Source organism: Photobacterium sp. HL06, assembly GCF_059552575.1.
In genome coordinates, this window is record NZ_CM183914.1 from 842,567 (window position 1) to 858,661 (window position 16,095).

Here is a 16,095-nt window from a genome sequence, read left to right on the forward strand (position 1 = left end):
CCGGTCATCAGACCGGCTTTCTATTCAATGAGATAACTAGTGACTATTTCTAGCCGCTAGCTTCTTGTCACTCGATTCTCAATTATAGAGACTCAGTGAAAGTACGTGCGATAACGTCTTTCTGCTGTTCAGCAGTCAGAGAGTTGAAACGTACAGCGTAGCCCGATACACGGATAGTTAGCTGTGGGTATTTCTCTGGGTGCTTAACGGCGTCTTCAAGCGTGTCACGGTTAAGAACGTTAACGTTCAGGTGCTGACCGCCTTCGATGCCAGCTTCATGGTGGAAGTAACCATCCATTAGGCCTGCAAGGTTAGCTTTTTGAGTATCAACTTCTTTACCTAGTGCATTAGGCACGATAGAGAAAGTATAAGAGATACCATCTTTCGCATCAGCAAACGGTAGTTTACCTACAGAAGTCAGTGAAGCTACAGCGCCTTTCTCGTCACGACCGTGCATTGGGTTAGCACCAGGAGCGAAAGGAGCACCAGCACGACGACCGTCTGGCGTGTTACCTGTCTTCTTACCGTATACCACGTTTGAAGTGATAGTCAGGATAGACTGAGTCGGCACTGCATCACGGTAAGTCTTAAGCTTACGGATTTTCTCCATGAACGTTGTAACAAGTTCACAAGCGATGTCATCAACGCGAGCATCGTTGTTACCGAACTTAGGATAGTCGCCTTCGATTTCGAAGTCGATTGCGATGCCGTCTTCGTCACGAACTGGTTTAACCGTTGCGTACTTGATAGCAGACAGTGAATCAGCTGCAACAGACAGACCAGCGATACCACAAGCCATTGTGCGATAAACGTCACGGTCGTGTAGAGCCATTAGAGACGCTTCGTAGCTGTACTTGTCGTGCATGAAGTGAATGCTGTTTAGTGCAGTCACATATTGCGTAGCAAGCCAGTCCATTAGCGTATCCATGCTTGCCATTACTTTATCGTAATCAAGCACGTCGTCAGTCATTGGAGCCGCTTTAGGCGCAACCTGAAGCTTCATTTTCTCATCAACACCGCCGTTGATAGAGTAAAGCATCGTTTTCGCAAGGTTAGCACGTGCACCGAAGAACTGCATTTGCTTACCAACAACCATTGGCGATACACAACAAGCGATTGCGTAGTCATCTGAATCCATGTCTGGACGCATTAGATCATCGTTTTCGTACTGGATTGAAGACGTATCGATAGATACTTTCGCACAGAAACGCTTGAAGCCGTCAGGTAGCTGCTCAGACCAAAGAACAGTGATGTTCGGCTCTGGAGAAGGACCCATAGTGTACAGGCTGTTTAGGAAACGGAAGTTAGAACGCGTTACTAGCGTACGACCGTCAAGACCCATACCACCCATTGATTCTGTTGCCCAGATTGGGTCACCAGAGAATAGCTCATCGTACTCAGGCGTACGTAGGAAACGAACCATACGTAGCTTCATGACGAAGTGGTCGATCATTTCCTGAGCTTGTGCTTCAGTGATAGTACCAGCAGCGATATCACGCTCGATGTAGATATCCAAGAACGTAGAAGTACGGCCTAGAGACATTGCCGCGCCGTTCTGTGATTTAACTGCAGCCAGGTAGCCGAAGTAAGTCCACTGAATAGCTTCTTGCGCTGTAGTTGCAGGACCAGAAATATCACAGCCGTATTTAGCGGCCATAGTTTTGATCTGACCTAGTGCACGGTGTTGCTCTGCAATTTCTTCACGAAGTTGCATCGTCATTTGAAGGTCTTCGCCTTTCTCGAAACGCTCTTGTAGAGACGTAAACTGAGCGAACTTGTCCTTCATCAGGAAGTCGATACCGTATAGAGCAACACGACGGTAGTCACCAATGATACGACCACGGCCGTATGCATCTGGAAGACCAGTCAGAACACCAGTCTTACGGCATTTCATGATATCTGGCGTATAGATATCGAAAACGCCTTGGTTGTGAGTTTTACGTAACTCAGAGTAGATTTTAGATACTGCAGGATCTAGCTCGCGATCGTACGCTTTGCAAGAACCTTCTACCATACGGATACCACCGTTAGGGATGATTGCACGCTTAAGCGGAGCTTCAGTCTGCAAACCTACGATAGTTTCAAGATCTTTGTTGATGTAACCTGCATCATGCGCAGTGATGGTAGAGATAACAGAAGTATCAAAATCAACAGGAGCATGAGTGCTGTTTTCCTGCTTGATACCTTCCATAACCTGATCCCAAAGCTTGTTTGTCGCTTCAGTACCTTCAGAGACTAGGAAAGACTCATCACCTTCAAATGGGGTGTAGTTCTTCTGGATGAAGTCGCGAACGTTAACATCGTTCTGCCATTCGCCAGCGGCGAAACCTTCCCAAGCTTTAGCAAATTGCTCTGCCATGACATACCTACCTTTTTAGTAGAAAAAACACGTACTGATTAAATCGCTGTTGAGCTCATCACCACCAGTTGATGGTGAACAGTACACTTAAATTAACAATAATACGGATAATCAAACCATTTGTTTCAATGAAATAACGATTTCATTATTCGTATTAGCATTAACAGTTAAGGTTAATGAAGGGCAGTGCATCGCACTGCCCCAATTCAATTATAGTAACGCTGGGATGCCGTATTTGCCTTCTAACATACCTACCGCAAGCATTGCTAACAGGCAGATGACAAGCACAGAGCCAGGGATGATAACACGGTCCATGAGCGAGAGTTTTTTCGCACGCTCTTTGTCACCAATAAGGCCGTTGTTATCTAGCAGCATGGTTAGTGCCCATGCCAATACCGGGTTAGCAACCGCTGAAGCAAAGATACAGATACCAGCAGATTGTGAATCTTTGGTGTCTTTAACCATTTGCATACCGGCTTCCAGTAGTGGCAAGAATACACCCACTAGAAGAGCAATACGCATGACTGGTGGCCATACTGCAACATCCATCGGGAAACCAAGGATTGCAATAAGCATAACTAAACTACCAAGAACAATCGCACCAGCAGGGATAGGACGTTTAGCAATTGCTGCCGGGATCATGTACGTACCCCAAGAAGATGTGATGTTACCACCACCGACAGCAGTACCTACCATCTGACGGATAGAACACATAGTCATGGTGTCATCAACATCCATCAGTACTTTGTCAGTACCTTTAGGGTAGTTAAGTTCTTGGAAGATACGGTGACCCAGGAAGTCAGGTGACCACATTGCTACCGCCAGAATGGCAAATGGCAATGATGCAATAAAGTGCTGCAGGTTTGGCAGGCCAAGCATCCAACCTTCTTCAGTGCTGCCCCACCAGTATACAGGGTTCAGGTTTGGCAGACCCATTTCGGTTTCGAAAGTAAGGTCAAAGCCGGCACCAAATGCAAGAGCAACAAGTAGTCCTGTTATCGCACAAGCCGGGATAGCTAACCAACGCTTGTTGATGCGGGCAAGGAAAGCATAAAGAACGATGTTAACCGCCAGTACAACCAGGCCAACATAACCTAGGCTGCCTTTGGCAATTTCGGCTGTTTCCAGGCCGGTTGCCCAAGTTTGGATCTGGCCAATCTGGCTCATTGCCCCGGTGAAACCAAGGAAGACGAGCAAGCCACCAGCAACGCCCTCACCGGTTAGGTTGACCAGTTTCGAGCCACCTTTAAAGTAGCTAAGTAGTAGACCGAATACACCAAGAAGGATTGCAAGAGCAAGAGGGTGTGCACCAGCCAGGGCAATGGTACCGATCAATGGAATCATTGGACCGTGGTTACCTGCCAGGTTGGCGCGGGGATTGATAAATCCGGATGCTAAAATACAGAAAAGAAATGCAGGAATGAGCATTTCAACTCGTGCAACTTCAATGGCGAACTCTTTGCCAAGATTTATATGATCCCAGGCTTGAGTTAGACCGTCAGCCCAAGACATCATTACCGCTGAATACATAGCGATAATACCGATAGTACCGGCTAAAGCGGGAACCAGATCTTCCCATTCAAAGCGGAAATCACGGCCTGGCAGGTTTAAGCCAAAGCGGCGTGGTTTCATTATCTTGAGTTCGTTGTCAAGATAGTCCGATCGACTAGAGAAGTCAGAGGCAGGGCGGTGCAGCTCCTGGTAACTTCTTTCTTCAGATGACATAAGTGCCTCGTTCTACGTTTAAAATAATTCTTGTATTTAGTGGATGTAAATGTAGCGCAAGCCTGGAAATAAAACCCTCATCAGGCGAAAGCTGTCATTAAGTGTAATTATATTTCACCAAATTTTACTGAAGTGTACCGCTTGGCCTGTTTAAGGGAATTGATCTTGATCACTACGCTTAAAAAAATATAGGAAAAAAACCAAAAAAAATTGAGTGGGAAGTCCAGTTGTTATAAAAAATGAAAGAAATTATTTAATTAAAGTAAAACTGTGAATGCGCTCAAAAAAGGCGATTTTCCATTTAAGTATCTATTTTATAATGGCTTTAGCTATTGTAGCTCGAATTTAGTGGTTTACAAAGGTGGCTACACCAAAAGTAGCAGGGATCAGTACTTTATTTGAGCAGGGCGCTTAGGCTGAAAAAATAGTCATAAAAAAATGCCAGCAAATGATTTACTGGCATTTTTGTTAAGTAGGTTGCAATTTTGTAATTAAATTACAGGTTTTTTACTTTATTAGCAGCCTGAGCTTGTGGTATGACGCTAGCAGTTTCTGGTGGGCCGGGAACTGGCTCATGGTCAAATCACCGGCCGTAAGGCCATGGAAGCGAACAGTGCCTTCAATTGAGCCCCATGCTGCTGCGACGATTTCAACGCCGTACATACGTTCAAATTCTGGTTTGTGCTGTGCCGGATCGCATTCTTCATCCAGCGCCAGCTTGAGGCTTGCAACCAGACAACGGAAGAAATGCATACGATCTTTGCTATAAATAGGCTCGTTGTAATCGACGCACCAGTTAGCAAACTCCAGTGCCAGATCCAGATCGCCGCCTGCCAGTGCTAACAAACACTTCAGCTCACCAATACGTAGTGTCTGCCAGGCATCACCAGCTTGTGGAGCCAGGCCAAGGATTTCATACAGGCGGACACTGTCGTCAAAGCCTTCTTCTTCCAGAATAGAGTACATTTCAGCATATTGATCGCTGTCCCACTCCACTAGGGGTATGGCCAACAGTGTTTCACGTAGTTCCAGCGCGACATTATTGTTGGCTTCGATCAGCACCTCTACCGGATAGATTTCAGACCAACCAGGAACAATGATGCGGCAGCAGTCGACACCAAGGTGATCGTAGTCTGCGATATAGACATCAGCGCTTTCTTCGGCGAGGACGGCCATCAGGTGTGCGAATTCTTCTTCGGCTGTACCGCTGAAGTTCCAGTCGACAAAATCATAGTCAGCTTCGGCTGTTAACAGCTCCCAAGCTTTCAGGCCGGAAGAATCAATAAAGAGGGTTTCTAGGTTACGGTGACTGCTGATTGCTTCATTACTAAAAGAGGGTTCTGGGAAAGCACCCTGATCTTTCAGGTTGCAACCCTGCAGCAGTGCGGTGATCGACTGCTCTAGCGCGATCTCAAAGCGTGGGTGGGCACCAAATGAGGCAAAACAGGTATTGTTCTGCGGGTTTAGCAAGATCACACCGATCACCGGATACTTGCCACCCAGTGAGGCATCGTAGCAATGGATCGGGAACCCATTAGCTTCGAGGGCGTCGATTGACTCTTGAATGCTCGGATAGCGGCTGATCACGTGAGCTGGAATTTCCGGAAGGTTGATTTGCTCAGCCACAACGCGGTTTCTAATGGTACGCTCGAAGACTTCAGACAGACCTTTGGTACGAGCTTCAGCCATGCTGTTACCTGCCGACATACCGTGTGATCCATAGAGGTTACCGATAATATTTACCGGGATATATACCGTTTCTTTATCACTCTGACGCTCGAAAGGCAGGCAGCAGACCCCACGCTCCATGTTGCTAGATTGCAGATCAACAAGATCGGTACCCAGTAGTTCCAATGTTGGGTCGTAGAACTGGGTCAGGCGATCGTCTAGGAGCTCTTCTGGCGGCAAGTTCTCTTCCAGATCAATTGGGAACCATTTTTCATTCGGGTAGTGAACGAATTCACCTTCTGCAATGTCTTTCCCCAGATAGTAATCAGCAAAAAAGTCGTTGGTTGATAGACGCTCGAAGTATTCACCCAGTGCTGATGCCAACGCGGCTTGCTTGGTTACACCTTTACCGTAGGTAAAGTTCATTGGCGCATCAGCGTCACGAATATGGACTGACCAGACATTTGGCACAGGGTTTAGCCATGAGGCCTCTTCAATGTTAAAGCCCAGCTGTTTGAGCTGGGTTTGAAAGCGCTTGATAGACGCTTCTAGCGCGGCATCTTTACCAGGGATAAATGTTTTCATTACGGTTCCGTCAGGAGTGTAGAGTGGCGCGGAGTATACCTAATCCGGGCCCATAAGCCTAAGCACGGCAGAGGCTTCGATATCAAATCATCATTATTGGCATTAACTACTTGAGATCTTGTTTTGTGGCTATGGCAGAAGCCATAGCGCAAAATTTAGAACGGCTCTGAGATGGACAATTACTTTTCTTACTTATAGTCCGATATGGCATATGCATGGATTGTATTTAGTTGTTTTCGGCCATTTTTTGAGCCAGAGATTGTTGATTGTGAATTAGATAATGCTGACTTTTTGACCGCCATCCCATATTGAAATGACATCGAGTGAAAGTAGTCACAGTTCAATATCTCACGCTGTAGCAGAATGAATTGGCCAGATGAGGCGGAGGTGATCGTTTGTTCTGGCATTTAATTATAACTCATCATTTTAGTCCGAAATTTCTTAATGAATCAGACTAATTTGGATGTGAATAAGAGGGATACGATGAAAGCAACAATAGCATCAAAGATAGACGCTATGCGTGATGACTATATTGCCGCAGTGAAGCGTTTAGTTGCCATACCCAGTGTGTATCAGGATGACGATAGCGGTAAGCCGTTTGGCCAGCCGATTGATGATTGCCTGACAGAAACCCTGAAGCTCTGTCATGAACTGGGTTTTGCCGTCTATAAAGATCATAAAGGTTACTACGGCTACGCTGAAATTGGTGACGGTGAGCAGATGATCGGTGTGCTGGGCCACTTGGATGTTGTGCCTACCGGCGAGCCTTCTGCTTGGGATTCTGCCCCGTTTGAACCGGAAATCCGAGATGGCAGACTCTATGGTCGAGGCACTCAGGATGATAAGGGGCCAACGCTGGCTGCCATATTTGCCGTCAAGGCATTGATTGATAGTGGGATAAAACTGAACAAGCGCATCCGATTCATTTTCGGTACCGATGAAGAAACGTTATGGCGCTGTATTGACCGTTACCTAGAAAAAGAAGAAACCCCGCAATGCGGCTTTACGCCGGACTCCGCTTTTCCATTGATCCATGCTGAAAAAATGCTGATCCAGTCCTGGCTTCATGGCCCGGGTGATGATCTGCTGCAACTGGATTGTGGCGGAGCCCTGAATGCGGTACCGGAGCTGGCAAAGTACGAAGGGCCGCTTTGGGAAGAGCTAGCAGCAAAACTCGACGAACTGGGCTTTGACTTTACAGCCGAGGATGCTGAGGTCACGGTATTTGGCAAAGCCGCCCATTCAGCCGCCGCGGATATGAAAGGTGTCAATGCTATTGCCCGCCTGTGTATTGCCCTGCGCGAACTGGGCGTAACTCACCCGGCAATACGCTTTGTGGCCGAGCAGGTTGGCCAAGACGCCAATGCCAAAGAGATTTTTGGCCCGGTTGAGGATGTTAGCGGCAGATTGACCTTTAATGTCGCCCAGCTTTGCATTAACGAGCAAAGCAGTAAGCTAGGCATTGATATTCGGGTGCCAGTTACCTTTAGCAAGGACAATTTTGACAGCGATATAAAGGCTGTCACTGAGCAGTATGATCTTCAATATGAAGAATTTGATGTATTGCCATCTCTGTATATGCCAGCAGAAAGCCCGGTTATTCAGACTCTGATGGCAGCCTATCAGGACGTGAGCGGTGATCTGGAAAGCCAGCCTATGACCTCTGGGGGAGCAACCTATGCGCGCGCTATCCCTAACTGTGTTGCCTATGGGGCTATTTTTCCCGGTCGTGACAAAGTTGAGCATATGCCCAACGAGTACCTAATTATTGATGACATGCTCAGAGCGATGAACGTGTATGCAAATGCGATCTATCAATTGCAGGGAGTAAAGCTATGACGACAGCAACTGAAGCTGGCAAAGTGAAGAAATCCTTCAAGATGCCAACGGTTTACACCATTCTCTTTATTATCATTGGCCTGGTGGCATTGCTGACCTGGGTTATGCCTGCCGGTAAGTATGACTATATCGTCAACGGTACCGATCTGGTGATCCCGGCGGCGGAAGTGCTTGATTATGATGGCGGTGAGCGACTGTTGCCAATCCCTGGTTCTTACAAGGAGCTGGAATCTTCGCCGCAAGGATTTATTGATGTGCTGATGGCACCGATCAAAGGTTTCCATAAAGCGGTAGATGTTGCGCTGTTTGTCTTGGTGATCGGTGGATTCCTGGCTGTGACTATGCGCTCCGGTGCGATGGATTCAGGCGTGGCGGCTATTGTGCGTAAATTCCGTGGTCGTGAGCAAATGATGATCCCGGTATTGATCACCCTGTTCGCTATCGGTGGTTCCACGTATGGCATGGCAGAAGAAACTGTGGCTTTCTGGGCGGTGATCCTGCCGGTTATGGCTGTTGCGGGTTATGACCGTATGGTGGCTGCCGGTATTATATTATTAGGCTCAGGGGTCGGGGTACTGTCTTCAACCGTTAACCCATTTGCAACGGGTATCGCATCTGGTTTTGCTGGTTTGCCGATTGGAGATGGTATTGGTCTGCGTCTGATACAACTCGTTATATTGATCGCGATGGCTTCTTGGTATGTGATGCGTTATGCCGCGAAAGTTAAAGCAGACAAAGCCAATTCAGTATTGAGTGATATTGAGTTTGATGATGAGTTCTCTCACATAAATGAAGATACTGGTGAGTTCACCACCAAGCAGAAGCTCACCATGTCAGTTTTCTTTGGCGCTTTCATGGTGATGATTTACGGCGTGATCCCATGGGAAGATATGGGCATTACGGCGATTCCAACCTTGTGGTGGTGGTTTGATGAGCTGTCGACACTATTCCTCGCTTCAGCCATCTTGATTGCACTTATCAACCGCATGTCTGAAGGGGACTTCATTAAAACCTTCTTAGAAGGTGCCAAAGATCTGATTGGTGTGGCGTTGGTTGTCGCGGTTGCCCGTGGTATCTACGTGGTGATGGATAATGGTGTGATCATCGATACTATCCTCAACTGGGCTGAAGGGATGGTCACCGGATTGTCATCGGGTGTGTTTGTCGTGGTGACTTACTTTGTTCACATTGTATTGAGCTTCTTCATCCCATCAACATCTGGTTTGGCTACGGTCTCTATGCCGCTTATGGCACCATTGGCAGACTTCTCTGGTATTGGCCGCGACTTGATCATTACTGCCTATCAGTCTGCAAGTGGCTGGATTAACATCTTTGCTCCAACGGCAGGTCACCTTGTTGCTGGCCTAGCATTAGCGAAGATCCCTTATGAGCGTTTCTTGAAATGGGTAATGCCGTTTGTGATCATGGTGTTGGTGGTAACCGTCGTGATCCTGTTCGCTGGAGCGGCGATGGTTTAAGTTTACACTTGGTGTAGGAAGCGGGTTACGCTTCGCTTCGTGAAGTGAGAAGAAAAAGCGAGAGTTGTTGTTGACTCTCGCTTTTGTATTTCTACAATCGCCGCTTCTTCCCGCTTTACCCAAACATCACCATATATAAGTAACCTGCGCTCATTGCCATTCCCAGAATGACCACCAGAAAGGCGGCGATCATCTGATTTTTGAAAATGGATTTGAGCAAAATCACTTCCGTTAGGCTGGCACCTGCGCTACCGATGATCAGAGCCATGACAGCCCCAAGGCCCATCCCTTTTGCTGCAAGCGCTGCACTTAGAGGAATGACGGCTTCGGCGCGGATGTACAGGGGAATACCAATGACCGCAGCTACCGGAATCGCAAACCAGTTTTCATCACTGGCTACGCTGGCGACAAATTCTGTCGGCATGAAGCCGTAGATCATTGAGCCGAGCGCAATACCACCGATCAGGTACGGCAGTACTTTTTTGAAGTCAGCCCATGTTGATAGCCAGACTTTTTTCCACTTATTGACAGGGGTGGCCGTGGCGCTGCAGCTGCTGCCGCACCCACTGGTTTTTGGCGCCTCGTAAGCCTCGGGCTTGACATGTTTTTCAAACCCTATTTTTTCCAAAATATAGCCTGCAAGCACAGAGACACCCATTGCAATCACAAAGTAGAACAGGGTGACCTTAGTACCGAAGGTAACGGCGAACAGGCCAATGATAACCGGGTTCAGCAGCGGGCTGGCAAATAGAAACACCATCATGGTTCCAAATCCGGCTTTGGCTCTTAATAGCCCTTTCAGGAAAGGGATAGTCGAGCAAGAGCAAAAGGGAGTAATAGCACCTAGAAATGCTGCAATCACATACCCTTTGCCATTTTGAGAGCTCAGAATATTTTTGATCCTGGTCGGTGAAATGTACTCCTGCAGCATGCCGACCAGGTAACTGATCAGCAAAAAGAGGATGGTCAACTCTGCTGCCAGGAAGGCAAACATGCCTGCGGTTTCTTCTATCATCGTCATTATTTGAGGGGTCATACGCTTACCTGTTTTTCTTCTGTTAGACACTTAAGTGCCAAATCTATATTTCTAGAATAATCGAAATATAATCCTGGGCTCTGTGGCTGTCAATTTATTTCTACTATTATCGAAATATAAAAATCCGACGGAATTAATTTATGAAACTGGAAATTGTGGCTAAGGCCCTGAAAGAGTTAGGTCATCCAACGCGGTTGCGGGTGTATAAACATTTAGTGAAATCAGGTTATAACGGGTTGCCTGTTGGTAAGTTGCAAGAAGAGCTAGGTATTCCTGGTTCGACATTGTCACACCATATTTCTGGGCTTGTCTCTGCCGGGTTGGTTCAGCAACGACGTGAGGGCCGAACTCTGTATTGCATCCCTCAATATGACATGCTGGAAGGTGTCGTGGGCTTTCTGCAGGATGAGTGTTGTAGCGTTGAATCAACTGACGATATCTAACCGAGAAAGCGAGGGCACTTCATTTCGAGAAGCGGAAAGGAAACGTGCTGATTGGGTATACACAATGTGTATGCCACTTGTGCATTAGGTCGGTTGGGTGTGAAATACACATCACCGAATTTATGTTTGCCAGCACTTTTTACCCATTGATTTATGCCATATCAATCAAGTTTTGGGTATTTTTGTGCTGGTGAAAATGAAAAAACAACATCATTCGTGATGCATGGTTTTCCAATAAGGCTGAGTAACTTTGCCCTGAGGAGAAAAGTGATACCTTTGAGATCGTTGCCCAATCGGTTACGGGTAGTAAATCGGTACCTAGGCTTGCTGTTTTGCCGAGTATTAAAAACTTACAGCAGCTCAAAGATGAGTTCGAGTATTATTGGCATGGTTGCCGTTGAGTAATGGGCAAAGTTGGCAATGATTTTATCTATATAGTCCCACAACACTATCAGAAGACTACTCTTTATTGGTTTTGGCTTCCAAATGCCAAAATCGGATGAAAATAGTTTTAAAACAATAGGTAACAGCTTAGTTGCTCAATGGGTAATTAACTAAGAAATGATTCTAAATATATACCTATCTGCTACGCCTTACGCTATGACAATTTTAGCGCGCTAACCTACCGTAAATTGCTTCTATTCTTAAATTACTTAAAAGGGTTGATAACTGACTAATTATGCACGATATTTAACTGTTGATTCCTGGGTGTTTTAAGTTAACAAAATGTTGCCAATTGTTGTTGGTGGTGATACCTTCGATGAAGTGCTCGGAAAACAGACAATAGCTCTATAATTGATTTCATGTGCCAGATGGGCAAAACAGGCAGTTATAAGAGCGTCGTTGAAGAGCTTAATTTCCCGATTCACGGAGCAACAGGAGTTAGCGCGCATGGCAGATGTAGTGGCGCTTGATGTAAAGGAACTGCATAAGTCTTTTGGTCAGAACGAGGTCCTGAAGGGGATTTCGCTGACGGCTCATCGTGGCGATGTCATTTCAATAATTGGCTCTTCCGGCTCAGGAAAGAGTACATTCCTTCGCTGCATCAACCTATTGGAAACGCCGACTCAGGGTGAAATCTGGGTGAATGGTGAGCTGATAAAAATGAAAAATAATCGCCGGGGAGAGTTTTTACCGGTGGATGAAAAGCAGGTACAGCGGATTCGATCTAGACTTGCCATGGTATTTCAGGGCTTCAACCTTTGGTCTCATATGACGGTATTGGGTAACGTCATTGAAGCTCCCATTCATGTATTGGGCGTGCCAAAGGCCGAGGCGATTGAAAAAGCCGAAGCAATACTAAAAAAAGTCGGCTTGTACGAGCGACGTAATTATTACCCGGGCCACCTTTCAGGCGGTCAGCAGCAACGAGCTGCGATTGCCAGGGCATTGGCTGTTGATCCGGAAGTGATGCTATTTGACGAACCGACATCGGCGCTTGACCCAGAATTGGTGGGTGAGGTGTTGGGGGTAATGCAGGATTTGGCTCAGGAAGGCCGAACGATGCTGGTGGTGACCCATGAAATGGCGTTTGCTCGTGATGTTTCAAATCAAGTGATGTTTTTACATCAGGGGTTGGTTGAAGAGCAGGGGCATCCTGACAAATTATTCACGAACCCTGAATCAGAAAGGTTACAGCAATTTATTTCTTCGATTTACTAAACTGAGAGTTCGATATTTTAATTATTGCATTGGCTTTGTTTGGGGACAGGCTGATGCAGATGCAAACACAACAGGAGTAGAAGATGAAAAAATGGATTTTGGCAGCTGCCGTAGTATCAGCACTTGGAGCAACATCGGTGCAGGCAAAAGACTGGAAAGTTGTACGTTTCGGTATTGAAGGTGCCTATCCTCCATTTAGCTGGACAGAGCCGAATGGCGAGCTGAAAGGGTTCGATGTTGATATGGCAAATGCCTTGTGTAAAGAGCTGCAGGCAAAATGTAAGATCGTTGCCCAGGATTGGGATGGCATCATTCCTTCACTACTGGCACGTAAATATGATGCCATTATTGCAGCAATGTCTATTACTGAAGAGCGCAAGAAGAAAGTTGACTTTACTGGCAAATACGCCCTTATTCCAAACAAGTTTGTTGCCAAGAAAGGAACTGAAATCGAATTCACCAAAGCAGGCCTGAAAGGCGTGAAGGTGGGTGTTCAGCGTGCGACGACTCACGATAAGTACCTGACTGATAATTTCGGTGGTTCAGTCTCTATTGTTCGTTACGGCTCATTTGATGACGCTTATCTGGATCTGAAAGCTGGCCGTATTGTCACTATCTTGGGTGATGCTTCTGCCCTGGAAGAAGGTTTGCTGAATAAGACAGGCGGTGATGACTATGGGTTTATTGGCCCGTCGCTAACAGATCCGCAGTGGTTCGGTGACGGCTTCGGCATCGCGGTACGCAAGCAAGACAAAGACCTCACCAAGCAGCTGGATGAAGCTATCAAGTCTCTGCGTGAAAAAGGTGTTTACCAAGAGATCGCAGCGAAATACTTTGCTTACGATGTTTACGGTAAGTAAAACCCTTCGGGGGTAAGAGCGAGGGCCTAGGTTGCTAGGTCCTAGGAAGAGCGGTAGAGAGTGGTCCTGTGGAAAAGTTTGATAGTTATTAGAACTGTTCAAACGTTGCAGGACCCAGGACCCAGGGCCGCTCTGACCTTTGCAGTATAAAGGAGCAACCTTTTGTTAGATTTAAAAGGATATGAATGGTCACTGGCTGAAGGGGCATGGATTACCCTGCAGGTAGCTTTGCTATCGCTAGTACTGGCCATGATCTTAGGTATGCTTGGCGCTTTGGCGAAGCTTTCTCCGTATCGCTGGGCGAGGGTAATAGCCACACTTTATACCACAGTGATCCGCGGGATCCCGGATCTGGTACTGATGATGCTGATTTTCTTCGGTGGCCAGATGTTGCTCAATGACAGTCTGTATAGTGTCAATGAGTGGCTCAACAACTATTTCACTTCATCAGATCCTAATCATGAATGGACGGCTTATCTACCGGACTATATTGAAATCAGTCCGTTTTTAGCGGGTATTCTAACGATTGGTTTTATCTTCGGTGCCTATATGGCGGAAACGTTCAGAGGCGCGATTTTATCTGTCGATAAAGGCGAGCTGGAAGCCGGTAAGGCTTATGGCATGAGTGGATTTCTTTCTTTCCGCCGTATCCTGCTGCCTCAGATGATCCGTCATGCATTGCCTGGATTTGGTAACAACTGGTTGGTCTTGCTAAAAACGACCGCGCTAGTGTCGATCATTGGTCTCGATGACATGGTACGTAAAGGCGCATTGGCCGCAGGTACCACACAGATGCCATTTACCTTTTATATGACGATTGCTGTCATTTTCTTAATTTTTACCTCTTTCTCCACGTCGATACTGAAGTGGGTAGAGCGTAAATTCAGTATTCATGCGAGGTAAGTGATGGACTTTAGTATTCTGATTGAGAGCTGGCCACTTTACCTTGAAGGTTTCTATACCACAGTATGGATGGTGTTTGTTGCCTTGATTGCCGGGCTACTGATAGCGGTACCGATTGGTATTGCCAGAAACAGCAAGCTTCCGGTGGTATCAGGACCGGCATGGGCCTTTATCTACTTTTTCCGTGGTACGCCACTGCTGATACAGCTGTACCTGATTTATTATGGGCTAAGCCAGCTGATAGTGGTACAGGGGACCTTGTGGCAGGAAGCCTGGTTCTGCGCACTGGTAGCCTTTGTTCTGAACACAGCCGCGTATACGGCAGAAATTATTCGTGGTGCAATCAATAGTATGCCGAAAGGCGAAATTGAAGCGGCTAAGGCTTATGGTATGAGTACGCCACAGGCATTTCGCCGGGTGATCCTACCGAGTTCTTTACGACGAGCGCTGCCAGCCTACAGTAATGAAGTGATTTTTATGGTTCATGGCTCGGCTGTTGCCGGTATTGTCACCATCGTTGATTTGACGGGGGCAGCCCGAATTGTCAACTCACGCTACTATGCACCGTTTGAATCTTTCTTGTTTGCCGGTATGTGCTACATGGCCCTGACGTTTGTCATTATCTGGGGCTTCAGAAAGCTGGAAGGGCACTGGATGAGGCATCTAAGGCCGTTGACATAGGTTTTAGGGGGGCGAGTTCCTAGATCCTAGGCTGCTGGGAAGATCAAGTGCTGACTTGACTGTGTAGCCAGTTGAATCAGCCTTGCAGGACCCAGGCCCCTAAAAAAGCGCCGAAGATGATGACACCTTCGGCGCTTTTGATTTTTTAGGAACTAGATTCTCGTCACTCGTTTCTTTTGCTTATACCGCTACATCATCATACAGCGTGATATTTGTCAGTGTTGCTACCTCATCGATGTACTGGCGAACACGAGATGGGAATACCAGGCCTTTGATAACCGTGTAGTTGCGCAGGGTTGGGAACAGGTTTACATCATCATAGCTAAGCGTATTGCCGCGCTCTGATGGCAGAGTGAGCCAATCTAGCTGTTCTAGTACGGCATTTAACTGATTAATGTATTGCGCTGAGTTTTCAAATGCCTGTTCGAAGCTCTCATCAATCATGGCTGATTTTTTTGAATAGAACCAATCTTTTGCTTCCTGGCACTGGAATTCAGGCAAGTCTATTTTAAGCCAGCGAGGGTACAGCAGCAGTGAACCATATGGACGTGTTGTTTCAGCCCAAGCTGCGATTTTCTCCCCTTCGGTTGCTTCACCCAATACCGTTTGGCCTTCGGCATCATCGAGGTAAGCGGCTATATCCAGGCTTTCTGCCATGTAGCTACCATCCGGCTTTTGCAGGATTGGCACTAGGTTAGCACCGACTTTCTCAATCCGTGCATCGATATCGTGGTTCTGCAAGTAAACCAGCTCAACGTCCATTTTTTTCAGGCCAGCGACCATCATTGCCTTGATACAGAATGGGCAGTGATCAAAAACAAATAGCTTCATTATCATTCCTTGTAGGTGCTTCGTC

The 16,095-nt window shown here is 46.8% G+C and carries 12 protein-coding genes; 7 read left to right on the top strand and 5 right to left on the bottom strand.

Annotated features, from left to right (window positions below; genetic code table 11):
• Positions 1–82: 82 nt before the first annotated feature.
• From pflB to ycaO, 3 genes are all read right to left on the bottom strand, one after another.
• Positions 83–2,359 (bottom strand): formate C-acetyltransferase, encoded by a 2,277-nt coding sequence (gene pflB / locus AC51G0_RS04240; protein WP_496300814.1) that lies wholly within the window; start codon positions 2,357–2,359, stop codon positions 83–85.
• A gap of 210 nt (positions 2,360–2,569) precedes the next feature.
• Positions 2,570–4,084: a DUF3360 family protein gene (locus AC51G0_RS04245; protein WP_496300815.1), complete on the bottom strand. Its 1,515-nt coding sequence runs from the start codon at positions 4,082–4,084 to the stop codon at positions 2,570–2,572.
• A 507-nt stretch (positions 4,085–4,591) separates the two neighbouring features.
• Entirely contained in the window at positions 4,592–6,337 is a 1,746-nt protein-coding gene (ycaO, locus tag AC51G0_RS04250; protein ID WP_496300816.1) for a 30S ribosomal protein S12 methylthiotransferase accessory factor YcaO, read from the bottom strand.
• A gap of 483 nt (positions 6,338–6,820) precedes the next feature.
• Between ycaO and AC51G0_RS04255 the strand changes: the two genes are divergently transcribed.
• Together AC51G0_RS04255 and AC51G0_RS04260 are read left to right on the top strand one after the other, a co-directional pair.
• Entirely contained in the window at positions 6,821–8,176 is a 1,356-nt protein-coding gene (locus AC51G0_RS04255; RefSeq protein ID WP_496300818.1) for a M20 family metallopeptidase, read from the top strand.
• A complete protein-coding gene (locus AC51G0_RS04260; RefSeq protein ID WP_496300819.1) occupies positions 8,173–9,654 on the top strand; it encodes a YfcC family protein in 1,482 nt (493 codons plus the stop codon). Before AC51G0_RS04255 ends, AC51G0_RS04260 begins: the two co-directional genes overlap by 4 nt.
• A 115-nt stretch (positions 9,655–9,769) precedes the next feature.
• On the opposite strand, the gene AC51G0_RS04265 is transcribed toward AC51G0_RS04260, so the two are convergent.
• Complete coding sequence (locus AC51G0_RS04265; protein WP_496300820.1) at positions 9,770–10,690, bottom strand: permease; 921 nt, start codon at positions 10,688–10,690, stop codon at positions 9,770–9,772.
• A gap of 140 nt (positions 10,691–10,830) precedes the next feature.
• On the opposite strand from AC51G0_RS04265, the gene AC51G0_RS04270 reads away from it, so the two are divergent.
• The 5 genes from AC51G0_RS04270 to AC51G0_RS04290 all read left to right on the top strand — a co-directional run bounded on the left by AC51G0_RS04270 (position 10,831) and on the right by AC51G0_RS04290 (position 15,239).
• Positions 10,831–11,133 carry an ArsR/SmtB family transcription factor gene (locus tag AC51G0_RS04270; protein ID WP_496300821.1) on the top strand — a complete coding sequence of 101 codons (303 nt, stop codon included), beginning with the start codon at positions 10,831–10,833 and terminating at the stop codon, positions 11,131–11,133.
• A gap of 891 nt (positions 11,134–12,024) precedes the next feature.
• Positions 12,025–12,795, top strand: a complete 771-nt coding sequence (locus AC51G0_RS04275) for an ABC transporter ATP-binding protein (protein WP_496300822.1) — start codon at positions 12,025–12,027, stop codon at positions 12,793–12,795.
• Between the two features lie 83 nt (positions 12,796–12,878).
• Positions 12,879–13,655 (top strand): ABC transporter substrate-binding protein, encoded by a 777-nt coding sequence (locus tag AC51G0_RS04280; RefSeq protein WP_496300823.1) that lies wholly within the window; start codon positions 12,879–12,881, stop codon positions 13,653–13,655.
• A 162-nt stretch (positions 13,656–13,817) separates the two neighbouring features.
• Positions 13,818–14,558, top strand: coding sequence for an ABC transporter permease (locus tag AC51G0_RS04285; RefSeq protein ID WP_496300824.1), 741 nt, complete (start codon positions 13,818–13,820; stop codon positions 14,556–14,558).
• A 3-nt stretch (positions 14,559–14,561) separates the two neighbouring features.
• Entirely contained in the window at positions 14,562–15,239 is a 678-nt protein-coding gene (locus AC51G0_RS04290) for an ABC transporter permease (protein WP_496300825.1), read from the top strand.
• 180 nt (positions 15,240–15,419) lie between these two features.
• Here the strand turns inward: AC51G0_RS04290 and grxB are convergent, their stop codons facing one another.
• A complete protein-coding gene (gene grxB, locus AC51G0_RS04295) occupies positions 15,420–16,070 on the bottom strand; it encodes a glutaredoxin 2 (RefSeq protein ID WP_496300826.1) in 651 nt (216 codons plus the stop codon).
• Positions 16,071–16,095: the final 25 nt, after the last annotated feature.

Bases quoted from the DNA above. Each gene is read 5' to 3' on its own strand.
- AC51G0_RS04290 (WP_496300825.1), top strand. From the start codon at position 14,562: ATGGACTTTAGTATTCTGATTGAGAGCTGGCCACTTTACCTTGAAGGT.
- AC51G0_RS04255 (WP_496300818.1), top strand. From the start codon at position 6,821: ATGAAAGCAACAATAGCATCAAAGATAGACGCTATGCGTGATGACTAT.
- grxB (WP_496300826.1), bottom strand. From the start codon at position 16,070: ATGAAGCTATTTGTTTTTGATCACTGCCCATTCTGTATCAAGGCAATG.
- AC51G0_RS04270 (WP_496300821.1), top strand. From the start codon at position 10,831: ATGAAACTGGAAATTGTGGCTAAGGCCCTGAAAGAGTTAGGTCATCCA.
- pflB (WP_496300814.1), bottom strand. From the start codon at position 2,359: ATGGCAGAGCAATTTGCTAAAGCTTGGGAAGGTTTCGCCGCTGGCGAA.
- AC51G0_RS04275 (WP_496300822.1), top strand. From the start codon at position 12,025: ATGGCAGATGTAGTGGCGCTTGATGTAAAGGAACTGCATAAGTCTTTT.
- AC51G0_RS04245 (WP_496300815.1), bottom strand. From the start codon at position 4,084: ATGTCATCTGAAGAAAGAAGTTACCAGGAGCTGCACCGCCCTGCCTCT.
- AC51G0_RS04280 (WP_496300823.1), top strand. From the start codon at position 12,879: ATGAAAAAATGGATTTTGGCAGCTGCCGTAGTATCAGCACTTGGAGCA.
- AC51G0_RS04260 (WP_496300819.1), top strand. From the start codon at position 8,173: ATGACGACAGCAACTGAAGCTGGCAAAGTGAAGAAATCCTTCAAGATG.
- AC51G0_RS04265 (WP_496300820.1), bottom strand. From the start codon at position 10,690: ATGACCCCTCAAATAATGACGATGATAGAAGAAACCGCAGGCATGTTT.
- ycaO (WP_496300816.1), bottom strand. From the start codon at position 6,337: ATGAAAACATTTATCCCTGGTAAAGATGCCGCGCTAGAAGCGTCTATC.